General features: G+C 71.0%; 14 protein-coding genes. 8 read left to right on the top strand and 6 right to left on the bottom strand.

Annotated elements, in window-relative coordinates; genetic code table 11:
* Nucleotides 1–14: 14 nt before the first annotated feature.
* The 3 genes from E3O39_RS19920 to E3O39_RS15425 form a co-directional block, all read right to left on the bottom strand.
* Nucleotides 15–821 (bottom strand): PadR family transcriptional regulator, encoded by an 807-nt coding sequence (locus E3O39_RS19920; RefSeq protein ID WP_370294930.1) that lies wholly within the window; start codon nt 819–821, stop codon nt 15–17.
* Nucleotides 818–1,720: a DUF4097 family beta strand repeat-containing protein gene (locus tag E3O39_RS15430; RefSeq protein ID WP_134446242.1), complete on the bottom strand. Its 903-nt coding sequence runs from the start codon at nt 1,718–1,720 to the stop codon at nt 818–820. The genes E3O39_RS19920 and E3O39_RS15430 overlap by 4 nt, the downstream gene beginning before the upstream one ends.
* A gap of 159 nt (nt 1,721–1,879) precedes the next feature.
* Nucleotides 1,880–2,722, bottom strand: a complete 843-nt coding sequence (locus E3O39_RS15425; protein WP_134446243.1) for a CPBP family intramembrane glutamic endopeptidase — start codon at nt 2,720–2,722, stop codon at nt 1,880–1,882.
* A 92-nt stretch (nt 2,723–2,814) separates the two neighbouring features.
* On the opposite strand from E3O39_RS15425, the gene E3O39_RS15420 reads away from it, so the two are divergent.
* Nucleotides 2,815–3,603 (top strand): MerR family transcriptional regulator, encoded by a 789-nt coding sequence (locus tag E3O39_RS15420; protein WP_134446244.1) that lies wholly within the window; start codon nt 2,815–2,817, stop codon nt 3,601–3,603.
* Here E3O39_RS15420 and E3O39_RS15415 read toward each other — a convergent pair.
* Nucleotides 3,600–4,223, bottom strand: coding sequence for a YitT family protein (locus E3O39_RS15415; protein ID WP_134446245.1), 624 nt, complete (start codon nt 4,221–4,223; stop codon nt 3,600–3,602). The two genes, E3O39_RS15420 and E3O39_RS15415, sit on opposite strands and share 4 nt — an antisense overlap.
* A gap of 63 nt (nt 4,224–4,286) precedes the next feature.
* On the opposite strand from E3O39_RS15415, the gene E3O39_RS15410 reads away from it, so the two are divergent.
* From E3O39_RS15410 to E3O39_RS15400, 3 genes are all read left to right on the top strand, one after another.
* The gene (locus E3O39_RS15410) at nt 4,287–5,825 is read left to right on the top strand and encodes a PLP-dependent aminotransferase family protein (protein WP_134446246.1); all 1,539 of its coding nucleotides are present in this window, start codon (nt 4,287–4,289) and stop codon (nt 5,823–5,825) included.
* A gap of 77 nt (nt 5,826–5,902) precedes the next feature.
* Nucleotides 5,903–9,316 (top strand): efflux RND transporter permease subunit, encoded by a 3,414-nt coding sequence (locus E3O39_RS15405; RefSeq protein WP_134446247.1) that lies wholly within the window; start codon nt 5,903–5,905, stop codon nt 9,314–9,316.
* Nucleotides 9,317–9,412: 96 nt separating this feature from the next.
* Nucleotides 9,413–11,053: an NAD-dependent malic enzyme gene (locus E3O39_RS15400; RefSeq protein WP_134446248.1), complete on the top strand. Its 1,641-nt coding sequence runs from the start codon at nt 9,413–9,415 to the stop codon at nt 11,051–11,053.
* Between the two features lie 47 nt (nt 11,054–11,100).
* On the opposite strand, the gene E3O39_RS15395 is transcribed toward E3O39_RS15400, so the two are convergent.
* Nucleotides 11,101–11,817, bottom strand: a complete 717-nt coding sequence (locus E3O39_RS15395; RefSeq protein WP_134446249.1) for a DUF4232 domain-containing protein — start codon at nt 11,815–11,817, stop codon at nt 11,101–11,103.
* Between the two features lie 150 nt (nt 11,818–11,967).
* On the opposite strand from E3O39_RS15395, the gene E3O39_RS15390 reads away from it, so the two are divergent.
* The 4 genes from E3O39_RS15390 (at nt 11,968) to E3O39_RS15375 (ending at nt 15,442) form a co-directional block, all read left to right on the top strand.
* A complete protein-coding gene (locus E3O39_RS15390; RefSeq protein ID WP_134446250.1) occupies nt 11,968–12,462 on the top strand; it encodes an NUDIX domain-containing protein in 495 nt (164 codons plus the stop codon).
* Nucleotides 12,463–12,502: 40 nt separating this feature from the next.
* Complete coding sequence (locus E3O39_RS15385) at nt 12,503–13,117, top strand: Dps family protein (protein WP_370294943.1); 615 nt, start codon at nt 12,503–12,505, stop codon at nt 13,115–13,117.
* 168 nt (nt 13,118–13,285) lie between these two features.
* Nucleotides 13,286–14,389, top strand: coding sequence for an acyl-CoA dehydrogenase family protein (locus E3O39_RS15380; protein WP_134446252.1), 1,104 nt, complete (start codon nt 13,286–13,288; stop codon nt 14,387–14,389).
* 114 nt (nt 14,390–14,503) lie between these two features.
* Nucleotides 14,504–15,442, top strand: coding sequence for a 5'-3' exonuclease (locus E3O39_RS15375; RefSeq protein WP_134446378.1), 939 nt, complete (start codon nt 14,504–14,506; stop codon nt 15,440–15,442).
* Nucleotides 15,443–15,538: 96 nt separating this feature from the next.
* On the opposite strand, the gene E3O39_RS15370 is transcribed toward E3O39_RS15375, so the two are convergent.
* Nucleotides 15,539–15,812 (bottom strand): hypothetical protein (locus E3O39_RS15370; RefSeq protein WP_194088663.1); only part of this gene is annotated, 274 nt, incomplete at its 5' end.

The following is a 15,812-nucleotide window of genomic DNA, read 5'->3' as shown; positions in this document are numbered from 1 at the left end:
GGGCGAGGCGGGGGTCAGCGGGGCAGGGCGTCCAGGATGCCGGCGCGCACCTCGGCGAGGCGGGCGCGCAGGTCCGAGACGGTCGCGGCGGGCACCCGGGCGTGCACGGCCTGCTTGCGCAGGTCCGCGCGGAGTTGCTGGCGGAACTCGTTGAGCACGAGATCGGCCTCGTGCAGGGCGCGATTGGACTCGAGGCGACGGTCCGTCGAGGTGCCCGACGTGGTCCCGGCCGGCGGGGTCTGGCCGCCTGGAGCCGCCGAGCCCGCGCTCGCGCCGGCGGAACCGGCGGTATCCGATGGGCCGTCCGCGCCCGGGTAGCTCGCACTGGCACTGGCACTGGCCTCGGCACCCGCGGCCGTGCCCGGAACGGCGGAACCGGTGGTGGGACTCGAACCCCCACGTGCCCGGCCGCCCGCTCCGAAGCCCGCGTCGTCCCTGGCCCGCCTGGCGGCAGCTGCGAGATCGGTGCGCAGGCTCGTCATCGCCGCGGCGACCCCGGACCGGACCTCGTCTGCCAGCCGGCGCACCGAGTCGGTGACCTCGTCCTCGAGTGCGTCGAGGTCGCCCCCGCGCGCGAGGAGCTCGGCGCGTCCGGCGTCGGTGATCTCGTAGACGGTCTTGCGGCCGTCCGTCGACTTCGTGACGAGGCCCTCCTCCTCGAGCTTGGCCAGTCGCGGGTAGATCGTGCCCGCGCTCGGGATATACGTGCCGCCGAACCGGTCGCTGAGCGCCTGGATCAGCTCGTAACCGTGCCGCGGCTGCTCGGCGAGCAGGCTCAGCAGGTAGAGCCGCAGGCTGCCGTGGGCGAAGACGGGAGTCATGCCGAGGCCCCCGTTGCGGTGTCCGCCGGGGCCTCGCCCGGCGCTTCGAACCCGGCGGCTGCGCTCGGGGCGCTCGCCGGGGCATCCGCCGCCGCGGCCGGACGCCGGACGATCGAGATGTCACCGGAGACGGAGTTCGCGTGCAGTTCGAGCCAGCTGCCCGCGAGCACGCCCGTACTCGACTCGTAGCCCTTGCCGAGGGTGCCCTTCACGGTCTGGTCGTCGAGCTGGAGGACCCCCGAGATGGTGTTGAGGTGGTACTTGATCGGGAGGCCGGCCTCGACGCGTGCGGTGAGGTTGCCGCTCACGGTGTTCGTGTTGACGGTGTCCGGTGAGCCCTCGAGGTCGAGGAACACGTTGCTCGCGACGCCGTCGACGCTGAACCGGCGGATGCTGCCGCTCGCGGTGACATCGCCGGAAACGGTGTGCGTGGTGATGTCGCCGGAGTGGTTGCTGACCGAGATCTCGCCGTTGATCGCGTTGACTTCGATGTCGCCCGTGACGCCGTCGACGACGAGGTCACCGGAGACGGTGTTGAGCTTGAGGTCGCTGCGGAGGCCCGTGATGAGCGCGCCGGCCGAGACGACGCCGAGCTTGAGGGCGACGTCGCGCGGGACGGTGATGCTCACGTCCGCCCGGGCGCTGCCGCGGAAGGAGGCGAAGACCTCGATGAAGTTGTCCCAGCGCAGCTGCGGGTGGTCGACCTCGAGGGTGTCTCCGTCGAGGGAGATGCGGAGGTCCTTGCCGCTGACGCTGTGCACCTCGACGCGGGTGAACGGTTCGTCGTGGCCGATGATGTCGACCTTGCCGCCGATCAGCCCGACCTTGAGCCGGTTGACGAGTTCGACGTCGATCACCCGGGTCTGCCCGGGGGCGACCAGCCATTTTTCGAGTGCCATTGTGTGCTCCTTCTGTGGGCGTCCGTTGCGGACGCCGGAAACTTTTTCGCGTTATATCGCGTCTGGTGTGATTCACGATATATCGCGTTTCGGCGGTGCGCAACCCCCGAGCACCTTTCCGGTCGCGGGCGCGGGCGCGCGCGGGCGGGCGGGTGCGCGTCAGTAGAGGAAGATCGGCAGCCAGGCCGGGGTGTGTGCGTGCACGATCACGAGGAAGACGACGAGGTCGAAGAGCAGGTGCACGACGATGACGTAGCCGAGTGACCTGGTCAGCGCGAAGGTGAAGCCCTGCAGGAGTGCGAAGGGGAAGGTGATCAGCGGGCCCCAGCTGCGGTAGCCGAGTTCCCAGAGGAATGAGGTGAAGATCACCGCCTGGAGCAGGTTCGCGAGCCAGTCCGGGAAGTGCCGGCGCAGCAGGGCGAACACGGTGCAGATGAAGAAGAGCTCGTCCCAGATTCCGACGAAACCGACGCCGACGAAGAGCCGCCCGATCTCGTCCGGCGCGGTGACGGTCGGCCAGTTGTGAAAGGCGCCGGAGCGGATGAAATAGGTCGGCAGAATCGCATAGCCGAGCGCGATCACGACGACGAGGTACCCGAGCGCTGCGGATGTCCAGGGTCGCCCGGTGCGGATCGGGAACCGGATCGCCCGCTCGCGGTAGAGGTAGCGCGAGACCAGGTATGGCAGGAGCACCGCGAGCGTGAGCACGGCACCCATCAGCGCCATGTTCGGGTAGTCGATGTTGGCAGCGAGCGAGATGGTGCTGATCAGGAGCAGGCCGAGGGCGATGAGGGCGAGGTCACGCGCGAGCGGGCGGTCGATGACGAGGGCCGTCGTGAGGGCGAGTCCGAGAAGCAGGTAGCCCGCGGGGATCGAGACCGGCGTGTGCAGTCCGAAGAGCAGCACCGCGGACGCAGAGATCAGGGCCGCGGGCACGAGCCGGAGCGCCAGGCGCGCGCGGGGCCGCGCCGCGGCATCCGTTGCCTCGGTCGTGTCGTGCATGCCACATGGTACCGAATCGGATTCGGGAGCCCGCTTGACCTTGACGCAACGTCAAGAATTATCGTGGAGATCACAACGGACGGGGACTGAACATGGACTGGTCGATCCAGGAGATCGCGCGGCTCGCGTCGACGACGAGCCGCACGCTGCGGCACTACGGTGACCTCGGGCTGCTCCCGCCGAGCCGGATCGGCGCCAACGGCTACCGCTACTACGACGCGGCGGCGCTCGTGCGCCTGCAGCGCATCCTGATGCTGCGCGCCCTCGGGCTCGGGCTGCCCGCCATTCGCGAGGTGCTCGACCACGAAACGGATGCCGCCCGCGCCCTCGGCGCGCACCTCGCCTGGCTGCGCGGCGAGCGTGACCGCCTCGATCGCCAGATCGGCTCGGTCGAGGACACCATCACCACCCTGAACAGAAAGGAACAACTCATGGCAGAGAACATGTTCGACGGATTCGATCCCACGGAACACAGGGAGGAGGTCGAACAGCGCTGGGGAGCCGCGGCCTGGGCGAACGGCGACGCCTGGTGGCGCGGGATGAGCGCCGCGGAGAAGGCGGCGTGGCAGGAGCGGCAGGCGCAGCTCCTCGCGGACTGGCGCGCGGCGGCCGCCTTCTCAGGAGCCTCCGGAGCATCGGGCCGGCTCGACCCGGCGGGAGCCGAGGCCCAGGCCCTCGCGCAGCGGCAGTTCGACTGGTTGCGTGCCATCCCGGGCACCCCCGGCGGAGGGCCGGGCGGCGCGGGACCCTCGAAGGAGTACTTCACGGGCCTCGGCGAGATGTATGTCTCCGACGAGCGCTTCGCCGCGAACTACGGCGGCCCGGCCGGGGCGGCCTTCGTCCGCGCGGCCCTCCTGGCCTACGCCGACCGCAACCTCTAGCGCGCGTCGGCCAGGGTCGAAGCGGGCGAGGGCGTCCGAGGCGCGGGGAGCGGCAGTGCGAGGCGGGGGATGGTCCACTGGCAGAGCGGGCCGACGAGCGCCGCGAACAGTACGGTCCCGATGCCGACGTTGCCGCCGAGCACCCAGCCGAGCGCGAGCACGGTGCCCTCGATGCCGGTGCGCACGATCCAGATCGGCCAGCCGGTGCGCCGGTGCAGGCCGGTCATCAGGCCGTCGCGGGGTCCGGGGCCGAGGTGCGCCCCGATGTAGAGGCCGGTCGCGACGGCGAGCAGCAGCACGCCTGCCGCGAAGAGCAGCGCGCGCAGCCACAGGTCGAGGCCGGCGGGCACAAGCCAGAGGCCGACATCCACCGACGGGCCGACGAGGAGCGCGTTGATCACGGTGCCGACGCCCGGCTTCTGGCGCAGCGGGATCCAGAACAGCAGCACGACGCCGCTCAGGATGACGGTCAGCAGGCCGAACCCGAGGTGGGTGTGGCCGTCGATGCCCTGGGTGAGCACGTCCCACGGCGCGACGCCGATCGCGCCGCGCACCATCAGCGCGATCGCGATGCCGTACAGGAAGAGGCCAATAAGCAGCTGAATGAGGCGACGGGTCATGGAAACCAATCCAATTGCACGAGTGGACTGTTATCAAGTAGCCAATCTGTCTAGAGTGGCCTCATGTCGGACACTCAGCTCAGCGCCCGTGCCCTCGAGTCGAAGCTCGGCGAGTGGCGCACCGGCGGGAGCGCATACCGGGGGCTCGCCGATCGCATCCGCTTGCTCGCCCTCGACGGCCGCCTCACCGCCGGCACCCGCCTGCCCGCCGAACGCGAGTTGGGCGTGCGCCTCGGGCTGAGCCGCACGACCGTGACGGCCGCCTACCGCGAGCTGCGCGCCGCGGGACTGCTCTCGAGCGTGCGCGGCTCGGGCAGCGTGGTGCGGCTGCCGGGCTCCGGCGCGGGCTCCGGCACGGGCTCCGGCGCGGCGGCCGGCCCTGGCCCAGGGAGCGCGTCGGGCGACAGCGGCGTCCTCGATCTCAGCAAGGCGACGATGTCGGCCCTCGGCGGGCTGGCGGATGTCGCCGCGCGGGCAGCAGAGGACCTCTCGCGCCACCTGAACGGTCCGGGCTTCGATCCGGTCGGCATCCCGGAGTTGCGCGCCGCGATCGCCGAACGCTACCGGGAGCGGGGGCTCCCGACCGACCCGGACCAGATCATGGTGACGATCGGAGCCCAGCACGCGATCTCGCTGCTCGCCCGGGTGTTCGTCAGCCGCGGCGACCGGGTGCTGATCGAACAGCCGAGCTACCCGCACGCGGTTGAGGCGCTCAGCGCGGCCGGGGCGCGGCTCGTGCCGGTGAGCGTGACGGCGCGCGTGGGCGACGGCTCGTCCGGCTGGGACGAGCCCGCCCTGCTCCAGGCCCTCCGGGGCGGCAATCCCGTGCTCGGCTACCTGATGCCCGACTTCCACAACCCGACCGGGCAGACGATGCCCGCCGAGCAACGGACCCGCGTGATCGAGGCCGCCGCCCGGCAGGGCACGGTCCTCATCGCGGACGAGACCATGGGCGAGCTCAGCATCGACCGGACCGACGATTTCATGCCGTTCGCGGCATACGCGCAGGGCGAGCCGGGAAATGCAGGAATGAACGGCTATGGAAGCGGGTCTGGCGCCGGCGTCCCCGCCACGGTCGTCACGGTCGGCTCGGTGGGCAAGACCATCTGGGGCGGCCTGCGCATCGGTTGGATCAGGGCGGAGCCCGCGCTGATCCGCCGGCTGGTTGCCGCGCGCACGGCAACGGACATGGGCACGCCGATCCTCGAGCAACTCATCGTCACCCGGATGCTCCCGGAGATGCCGGCGATTCTCGAGCGCCGCAGCCGCGAGCTCCGGGCCGGGCGCGACCACCTCGAGGCGCTCCTCGCCGAGCGCTTCCCCGAGTGGACCGTGCCGCACGTCGACGGCGGCCTCACGGCGTGGGTCAACCTCGGGCGACCCGTGAGCTCCCAGCTCGCGCTCGCCGCGCGCAACCACGGCCTTCTCGTGCCGGCCGGTCCCCGCTTCGGCGTCGACGGCGCCTTCGAGCGCTTCCTGCGGGTCCCGTTCTGCCACGGGGCGTTCGAGATGGAATGCGCTGTGGACGCACTGGGCCTGGCCTGGGGGACGCTGCTGCGGCATCCGCTGCCCGACACCGGGTACCTCGCCGACGTCGTCTGACTCCGAGGCGCCATTCCGCGCCGAACCGGGGGTGCGAAACGCAACACGGGCGTCACACGGCGATGCGATACTGAGCCATGCATTTTCTCGCCGTGCTGAGCATGAAGAACAGGGCCCTGATCGCCCTGATCACGATCGTCGCCGCCATCTTCGGCAGCCTCGCCCTCACGAGCCTCAAGCAGGAACTCATCCCCTCCCTGCAGCTGCCGCAGTTGCTCGTCTCCACGAGCTACCCCGGCGCCTCGCCCGAGGTCGTCAACGACGACGTCTCGACGCCGATCGAGACCGCCATCCAGGGCATCGCGGGCCTCGAATCCACCTCGACGACGAGCAGCACGAACTCCTCGCTCGTGAGCGCGACGTTCACGTACGGCACAGACCTCGTCAAGGCAGAATCCCGCATCAGCCAGGCGATCAACCGCATCAAGACCCGGCTGCCCGACAACCTCGACCCGCAGGTGATCAGCGGCAGCATCGACGACTTCCCGGTCATCTCCCTCGCTGTCTCCGGCGGCGACCAGGCCACCCTCGCCGACGACCTCAAGCGCAGCGTGCTCGGCGACATCCGTGACGTGTCCGGGGTGCGCGAGGCCGCGCTCGTCGGCGATGTCGGCCGCCGGGTGACCATCACAGCGGATGCCGCGGCCCTGGCCGCCCGCGGCCTCAGCACGCAGGCCATCCGTTCGGCCCTGCAGCAGAACGGCGCGCTCATCCCCGCCGGCTCGCTCACCGAGGGCGACAAGACCCTGTCGGTCCAGGCCGGCGGCAAGCTCACCTCCGCCGCGGACATCGCCGCCCTGCCCCTGCTCGCGACCGGCGCCGGCACCGCCCCTGGCGCCGCTCCGGCCACCCCGCCCACGATCGGCGACGTCGCCACCGTCGTGCTCGGTGAGAACCCCGTCGCGAGCATCTCCCGCGTCAACGGCCAGCCGGCCCTCACGATCGCGGTCACGAAGGTGCCCGCCGCCAACACGGTCGACGTATCGACGGCCGTGCGCGCGATCCTGCCGAGGCTTCAGGATGCCGTCCCCGGCACGACCTTCACCGTCGTCTTCGACCAGGCCCCGTTCATCCAGGAGTCGATCAACTCGCTCACCCAGGAGGGCATCCTCGGGCTCGTCTTCGCCGTGCTCGTGATCCTCGTCTTCCTGCTCTCGGTGCGTGCCACGCTCGTCACGGCGATCTCGATCCCGACCTCCGTGCTGATCACCTTCATCGGCCTGCAGGGCGTCGGGTACTCGCTCAACATCCTCACGCTCGGCGCGCTGACCATCGCGATCGGCCGTGTCGTGGACGACTCGATCGTCGTGATCGAGAACATCAAGCGCCACCTCGTGCCCGGGGTGGACCGTTCCGAGACCATCGTCGCGGCCGTGCGCGAGGTCGCCGGCGCGATCACCGCGTCGACGATCACGACCGTCACGGTCTTCCTGCCGATCGCCTTCGTCGGCGGGTCCACCGGCGAACTCTTCCGCCCCTTCGCCCTCACCGTCACGATCGCGCTGCTCGCCTCCCTGCTCGTCTCGCTCACGATCGTGCCCGTACTCGCCTACTGGTTCCTGCGCGCCCCGAGCCCGAGGCCCGCCAGGACGCCGAAGCCCGCGAAGCCCACCAAGCCCGCCAAGGCGCCGAATTCTGCTCAGCCGGGTAAGGCTCCCGAGACCGCCCCGGTCCTCGTGACAACGGATGCCGCCGCGTTCGCGGTCGCCGACCCGACCGGCCCCGGCGCGCTCGCGGCCGAGTCCGCGCAAACAACGACCGTCGCCGACGCGGCCGCGGACCACCCTGGCGGGTCCGCACCCGCGGCGGCCCCCGCTACTCCTACCGCTGCGGCCGCCGCGTCCCGGCGGACCCGGCGCGCGGCATCCGCCCCCGCGGACGCGATCGTCGAGGAGCCGAGCCGCCTGCAGACCGGGTACCTGCCGATCATCCGCTGGACGCTCCGGCACGCCGTCGCCACCCTGCTGCTCTCCGTGCTCGTGCTCGGCGGAACGGTCGCGATCATCCCGTTCATGAAGGTCAACTTCCTCGGCTCGACCGGCCAGACCACGTTCCGGGTCGCCCAGGCTCTCCCGGTCGGCACGAGCCTCGCCGCCCAGGACACCGCCTCGACGGCGGTCGAATCGGCATTGCGCGGCACGCCGGGCGTGAAGATCATCCAGGTATCGATCGGCGGCGGCAGCGCCCTCGCCGCGTTCGCCGGGGGAGCGCCGACCACGAGCACCGTGACCTACTCGATCACGACTGACGGGGTCGCCAAGCCCGACGCCGTGCAGGACGCCGTCCGTGGCAAGCTCGCCGCACTGACCGGCGTCGGCGACTTCTCGGTCACGGCCGGCGGCGGCTTCGGCGGCACCTCGGACATCGCCGTCGACATCACCGCGGCCAACGGCGCCGACCTGCAGACAGCGAGCGACAGCATCCTCGCCGCCGTGAAGAAGCTCGACGCGATCAAGGAGAGCTCGAGCAACCTCGCCGCCTCCCGGCCCTACCTCGCCGTGACGATCGACCGCACGAAGGCCGCCGCCGCCGGCTTGAGCGAGCTCGCGCTCGGCACCCTCGTCTCCCAGGCGATGCAGCCGAGCGTCGTCGGGTCGATCGTGATCAACGAGGCGAACCTGTCCGTGTATCTCACCGGGGCCAGCTCGCCGGCGACGACGGCCGAGCTCGCCGCCCTGCCGATCCCGACACTCGCCGGGCCGGTCGCGCTCAGCACCCTCGCGACCGTCGCGCAGGTCGACGGCCCGGCCACCCTCACGACGACGAAGGGCCTACGCACCGCGACGGTCTCGGCGACGCCGAACAACAACGACCTCGGCACCGCCAACGCCCAGATGGCGACCGTGCTCGCCGACACGACCCTGCCGACCGGCGCGACCGCGACCCTTGGCGGTGTCACGAAGGACCAGACCGACGCGTTCCAGCAGCTCGGCATCGCTCTGCTCGCCGCGATCCTGATCGTCTACATCGTGATGGTCGCGACGTTCCGGTCGCTGCTGCAGCCGCTGCTGCTGCTCGTGTCCATCCCGTTCGCGGCGACGGGGGCCATCGCGCTGCAGGTGATCACCGGCATCCCCCTCGGAGTGCCCTCGCTGATCGGCGTGCTGATGCTGATCGGGATCGTCGTGACGAACGCGATCGTGCTGATCGACCTCGTCAACCAGTACCGGCGGCGGGGACTCGACGTGCGCGAGGCGCTCGTCAACGGGGCCTCCCGGCGGCTGCGCCCGATCCTGATGACCGCACTCGCCACGATCTTCGCCCTGCTCCCGATGGCGGTCGGCCTCACCGGCACCGGCGGGTTCATCTCCCAGCCGCTCGCCCTGGTCGTGATCGGCGGCCTGGTCTCCTCGACCCTGCTCACCCTCATCGTGCTCCCGGTGCTGTACTTCCTCGTCGAGGGCGGCAGGGAACGCAGGGCTGTCCGTCGCGAGGAGAAGAATGCGGCGCGCGCCGCCTCGGCGGCCGATGCGGTGACGAGCCTGGGGTAAACGCGGGGTTAAACTGAGTGAAGCGGGGTAGGCAGCAGCCTCAGGCCCGGCACACCGGTCACACCGTCGCGGCCTCCAACTCGCGAGAGGCACTTCATGACCGGGCGTTCCCTGCTCTCCGACCCGTACCGCAACAAGGGCACCGCGTTCACCCGGGCCGAGCGGATGCGCGGCGGCATCACCGGGCAGCTGCCGCACGTCGTGCAGACCATCGAGCAGCAATCGGGTCAGCTCTACCGGCGGTTCCTGGCCCGGCCGAACGACCTCGAGAAGCGCCTGTTCCTGATGGACGTCTGCGCGCGCAACCGCCGGCTGTTCTACTATGCGATGTCCCGGCACCTCGTCGAATTCCTGCCGATCGTGTACGCGCCGACCGTCGCCCAGGCGATCCAGCAGTACAGCGACTGCTACGCGGGCAGCGATGTCGCCTACATCTCCGCACTCGATCCCGAGAGCATCGGGGAGGCGCTCCAGATCTACGCCAACGGCCGGGACATCCGCCTGATCGTCGCGACCGACGGCGAGGGCATCCTCGGCATCGGCGACTGGGGCGTCAACGGGGCCGAGATCCTCACCGGCAAGGTCGCCGTCTACACCGCGGCAGCGGGCATCGACCCCGCCCAGATCCTGCCGGTGTTCATCGACGTCGGCACCGACAATGCCGGGCTGCTCGACGACTCGCGGTACCTCGGGAATCGGTTTCCGCGCATCCGTGGCGCCGACTACGACCGGTTCATCGACGACTTCGTTCAGACGGCGCTCGGGCTGTTCCCGGGCGCGCTGCTGCACTGGGAGGACTTCGGCCGCGCGACGGCGGCGCCGATCCTCGAGCGGTATCGCGACAGCATCTGCACCCTCAACGACGACATCCAGGGCACCGGCGTCACGATCCTCGCCGCCCTGAACACGAGCATCCTGATCTCCGGGTTGACCCTGGGCGACCAGCGCGTGTTGATCTTCGGCGCGGGGACCGCCGGGATCGGCATCGCCGACCAGATCGTCGACGAGCTCGTCGTGACCGGGGGACAGTCCCTCGCCGAGGCCGAGGCCCGGATCTACCTGATGGACCGGCAGGGGCTCATCGTCGACACCCTGCCCGACCTCACCGCCGGCCAGCGCCGGTACGCCCGGCCCGCACTGGAACTGGCCGGCGATGCGTTCGCGCCCGCGCTCGCCGACCCGCGCTCGCTGCACAGCGTGATCGCCGCTGTGCACCCGACCGCGCTCATCGGCACGTCGACCCAGTTCGGCGCCTTCACCGAGGCTGCCGTGCGTGAGATGGCCGCCCACGTCGAACGCCCGCTGATCTGCCCGATCTCCAACCCGGCCGAGCTCGCCGAGGCGACCGCGGCCGACGTGATCGAGTGGACGGCCGGCGCGGCCCTCGTGAGCACCGGCTGCCCGTCAGCCCCCGTGCGGTTCGACGGGGTCGACTACGAGATCGGCCAGGGCAACAACGCGCTGATGTATCCGGGGATCTGCTTCGGAGCGATCGTCGCCCGGGCGACCGTGCTGAACCGGGCCATGCTCCTCGCCGCCGCCCACGCGATCGCCGGCATGGTCGACGTGACCCGGCCCGGCGCGGCCGTGCTGCCCTCGTTCCGGGACCTGCCCGAGGTGTCGCGCCGCGTCGCCGTCGCCGTGGTCACCCAAGCGGTGCGCGACGGCGTCAACGGCGTCGCCATCGCCGACCCAGAGGCCGCGGTCGCCGCCGCGACCTGGCGCCCCGGCTACTAGCCGATCCCGCTCGGACCGGCTGCCAACGGGGCCGGCCCGGTTTGTGACTAGTAGACGAGAGAAGCCGGGGCGAACGGACCGACCTTCACGAGGCCGATGAGCGGGTCGTCGCAACCCTGGATCGGATTGGGCGTCGTCACCCAGCGAGGGACATCCGTGCCGGGCGGTGTCACGTCGAGCTCGGTGACGGCTACGAGCGTGCAGGTGTATGCGCCCGCCTGATTCAGGTGCAGCAGGCTGTAGGCGGATGCCCCGGGAGCGAGTTCGACGGCAGCCTCCGTCACCGTCGGGTAGCGTTCGTGTGCCGCGGCCGGGCCGAGCAGTGCCCCGGTGACCGCATTCACCAGCCGGACACCGGGGTACCCCTGCACGGTGCAGGCCTGGGATCCGGTGTTGGTCAAAGTGAGGTCCCAGTAGAAGCTGCTCATCCCGCTGTCCATCGGCCGCGAGGCCAGGGTGGCGCCGAGCGCGCCGGCGGAGCAGGCTGCGGGAACGTCATCGCCGGGCGTGGGAGTGGGGACCGCTGTGGGTGATCCGGTGGGGGTGCCGGTCGGGGCACCTGTCGCCGTTGGGACGGCCGAGGTCGAGGCCGAGGTCGAGGCCGATGCCGATGCCGTCGCACTGGCCGTCGGCGACGGTGCCGCCGTCCCGCACGCGGAGAGCGTTGTGCAGAGCAGTGCCGCTGCGCCGAGCGCCGCCGCCATTCGGCGCCCGGTGCCGCGCGAAGTCCCCGGCCGCGCTCCCTCGACCCGTGATCCGGTCATGTCGCCCCCCTGTCGCGGTCCGTCTGAGAGGCCGCGTCACCAGTCTCGCACCCGGCTTGTGTGGTGAGTTCGAGCGCGAGGGGGGTTGCGCATCCCGGCAACCGGTGCTGCGGTGGCCAACTCAGGAGATCCGCTGGCTAGGCTCGAAGGATGGCCACCCCCGATTTCATCCTCGAACTGCGCAAGAGCATCGGACACGCCCCGCTCTGGCTCATCGGCGTCACCGCGGTCGTCGTGCGCGGCGACGAAGCGCTCCTCGTCCGCCGCGCCGACAACGGCAACTGGTCGAACGTCGCCGGCGTCGTCGACCCCGGTGAAGAACCGGCGGATGCCGCGGCCCGCGAAATCCTCGAGGAGTCCGGCATCGTCGCCGAGGTCGATGCTCTCGTCGGTGTCTTCGCCCGCGAGCCCCTCCAATACGCCAACGGCGATCACGCCCAATATCTCGACGTGCTCTTCCGCTGCCGGTGGGTGAGCGGTGAGCCGCACCCGGCCGACGGCGAGAATACGGCGGCGGCCTGGTGGCCGCTCGACGCGCTCCCGACCCTGCCGGGCACGCACGACGAGCGGCTTCAGCTCGCCGTCGACCAGTCCGGGCCCGCGCTCTTCCGCCGCCGCGACACCCCGGCCGACACCCAGGCCTAGCGCCGGTCGAGGCACACCCGAACAGGGGCATCCGCTCGACCTGACACGGCGGCGACACCCCTGCTATCGTGCTGTTCGAAACGAGCGGGACCCTCGCCCGGCATCCGTCGGAGCCGACGTCCCGCGTGAGAGGGGCACACCCATGAAGGCATCGGCTGAACTCGGCGGCAACCTCCAGTCCGTCCTCGTCGACCTGATCGAACTCCACGTTCAGGGCAAGCAGGCGCACTGGAGTGTCGTCGGCCACAACTTCCGCGACCTGCACCTGCAGCTCGACGAGATCATCGACGATGCACGCATCTTCTCCGACGAGCTGGCCGAGCGGATGCGCGCACTCGACGCCCTCCCCGACGGACGCACCGAGACGGTCGCCAAGGACACCCACCTGCCGAAGTTCCCGGCGGGCGAGGTCGACACCGCGGAAACCGTCGTCATGATCACGGAACGGCTCGACGCGACGGTCAAGAACATCCGCAAGGTGCACGACGCCGTTGACGAAGAGGACCCGACAAGCGCCGATATCCTGCACGGCTTCATCGAGAAGCTCGAGCAATACGCCTGGATGGTCAGCGCCGAGAACCGCCTGCCGCGGAAGGCGACCGCCAAGTCGCCGACCCGCCCCTCCGGCCGGGCCCTCACAGACATCACCGACTGATCCAGGGGCCGGACGGGCACGCTCGGATCCGAACGCGGGTCCGGCGGCGAAGGTGAGACGACGAACACAGCGGAACCGGGGATGCGGCACGGTGGGCTCGGCGAGAGGAGGACGCCGAAACAGTGCACGCGGGTCAAGAATGACAAGCGAAAGAAGGCGAGGCCGCAGATGAACCAGCGGAACTTCGACAGTGAGAGTGCCCCGGTCTGGCTCGGTGCGCCCGGTGATCGCGAGTCGAGTGAGCAACTCCGGGTGGTCGCCGACGAGGCCCTCCTCGTGACCGGCGACACCGGGCGGGCGCTCCGCCTCGCAACGCACCTCGGTTCCCGTCTTCCGGCCATCGGGGAGGGCAATACCCGGCACCTCTTCGAGATGCTCGCGACGGTCTCGGCGGCCGACCTGTCGGCGGCGCGCGTCACCGACGGTCATCTCGCCGCCCTCTCGGTCCTGGGCCAGGCATCCGTCGAACCGGCGCAGCTGCCCGGCGGTGAGACGGGCCGGACCCGCAGCTGGGGTGTCTTCGCGGCCGAAGCGCGCGGCACCCGCCTCGACGCGACCGAGTCGGAGCAGGGCTGGCGACTCGACGGGCTCAAGCCGTGGTGCTCGCTCGCGGGCTCGCTGAGCAATGCCCTCGTCACGGCGCACACCTCGAGTGATGCGCTGCGGCTCTTCGCGGTCGACCTCGCCGCGCCGGGCATCACCGTGCTCGAGGACACCTGGGTCGGCAGGGGACTGCCCTCGATCACGAGCGGTCCCGTTGACTTCCGCGGCGTGCCCGCGGTCGCGATCCGCGAGGACGACTGGTATTTCAACCGGCCGGGCTACGCCTGGGGCGGGATCGGCGTCGCCGCGTGCTGGTTCGGCGGCGCGGTCGGGATCGCCCGTCGGGTATTCCGCGGCGCGCAGGACTGGCCGGCGGACCAGATCGCACTCGCGCACCTCGGTGCGATCGACGTGACCCTGAGCGCGGGCGGAGGCGTCCTCGCGGCAGCGGCAGCGTCGATCGACGACGGCACCGCGACCGGACAGGCCGGGGCGCTCCTCGCGGCGAGGGTGCGGGGTCTCGTCGCGCGCTCGGTCGAGGAGGTCATCGCACGGGCCGGGCATGCGCTCGGCCCCTGGCCGCTCGCCTTCGAGGCCCGTCACTCGCAGCGGGTCGCCGACCTCGAGCTCTACGTGCGCCAGCACCACGCCGAACGCGACGAGGCCGCGCTCGGCGCCCTGCTCCTCGACGGCGGCCCGGTTCCCGGCGGCGGCCCCTCGCCCTGGTGAGCGGGGGCGTTTCGGCCGGCACAACAGCCCGCCACGACAGGGATCCCGCCCCGGTGGACGCACGGGGGTCCGATATGTCAGGATTCCGCCGTGACCACTCCACCGGAGCGCCGGATGCTGCTCGACACCGCTGCCCTGTACTTCCGCGCCTTCTACGGGGTGCCCGACACCGTGCGCGCGCCGAACGGCCAGCCGGTCAACGCCGTGCGCGGGCTGCTCGACATCATCACCCGGCTCGTCACCGAGTTCCCGCCTACTGAGATCGTGGCCTGCTGGGACGACGACTGGCGGCCGCAGTGGCGCGTCGACCTGATCCCGACCTACAAGACCCATCGGGTCGCCGCGGCTGTCGAGTCTCCCGCAGCGGATGCCCCCACCGCGACCGAGGACGTCCCCGACCTCCTCAGCGCGCAGATTCCGATCATCCGCGAGCTGCTCGCCGCGCTCGGAATCCCGGTGATCGGTGCCCCGCGGCACGAAGCAGACGACGTGATCGGCACCCTCGCCTCGCACGCGGACGTGCCCGTCGATGTCATCACCGGCGACCGCGACCTCTTCCAGCTCGTCGACGACTCCCGCGACGTGCGGGTGATCTACACCGGCCGCGGCATGGCCAGGCTGGAGACGCTCACCGATGCCGCGCTGCTTGCCAAGACCGGGGTCACCCCGGCGCAGTACGCCGACTTCGCGGCCCTCCGCGGCGACGCCTCCGACGGACTTCCCGGGGTCGCCGGGGTGGGTGAGAAGACCGCGGCTACGTTGCTTGCCGATTTCGGCGACCTCGACGGGATCGTCGCAGCGGCCGCCGATCCGGCCTCGGCGCTGGCAGCGGGTGTGCGTGGCAAGATCATCGCCGCCGCCGACTACCTCACAGTCGCACCGACCGTCGTCAACGTCGTGCGCGACCTGAAGCTCCCGGCATTCGACGCCCGGATCCGCCCGAGCACCCCGGAGCAGGATGCCGAGCTCGACCGTCTCTCCGCCGAATGGGGCCTCACGACCGCGATGAAGCGCGTGCGAACCGCCCTGTTCGCTCTCACCGAGCGGCGATGAGCGGCACTCCCCGATACGCAGGCCAGAATCGGATGCCGGTGTAACCGCTGCCCAGTCTGGCGGAAGGGCCGCGTGCCGTTGGGCGCGATGTTGCGGTCAGCGGAGTCGGCGCGCTCGCCGTGACCGCCCGGCCAATATGAGCACGAGTCCGACGCCGAGCAACGCGCCGGTTCCGATCAGAGCGGGGGCGATGTCGATTCCAGTCGCGGCAAGCTCCGTGACGGGCCCGGTCGTGCTGGGTTGAGTGGTGGCCGAGGGTGTCGGCGTGGCCGTGGCGGCGGCGTCTGCTGCGGCCTGGGCGGCTGCGGCCTCGGCGGCGGCCTGCGCCGCTGCGGCGGCCGCCGCGGTCTGCGCCGCCGTCGGCGTGCTC

The organism is Cryobacterium sp. MDB2-A-1 (assembly GCF_004402675.1).
Classification (GTDB): domain Bacteria; phylum Actinomycetota; class Actinomycetes; order Actinomycetales; family Microbacteriaceae; genus Cryobacterium; species Cryobacterium glucosi.
The sequence above is the reverse complement of the archived record's forward strand: the minus strand, read 5'-3'. Positions and strand labels throughout refer to the sequence as shown.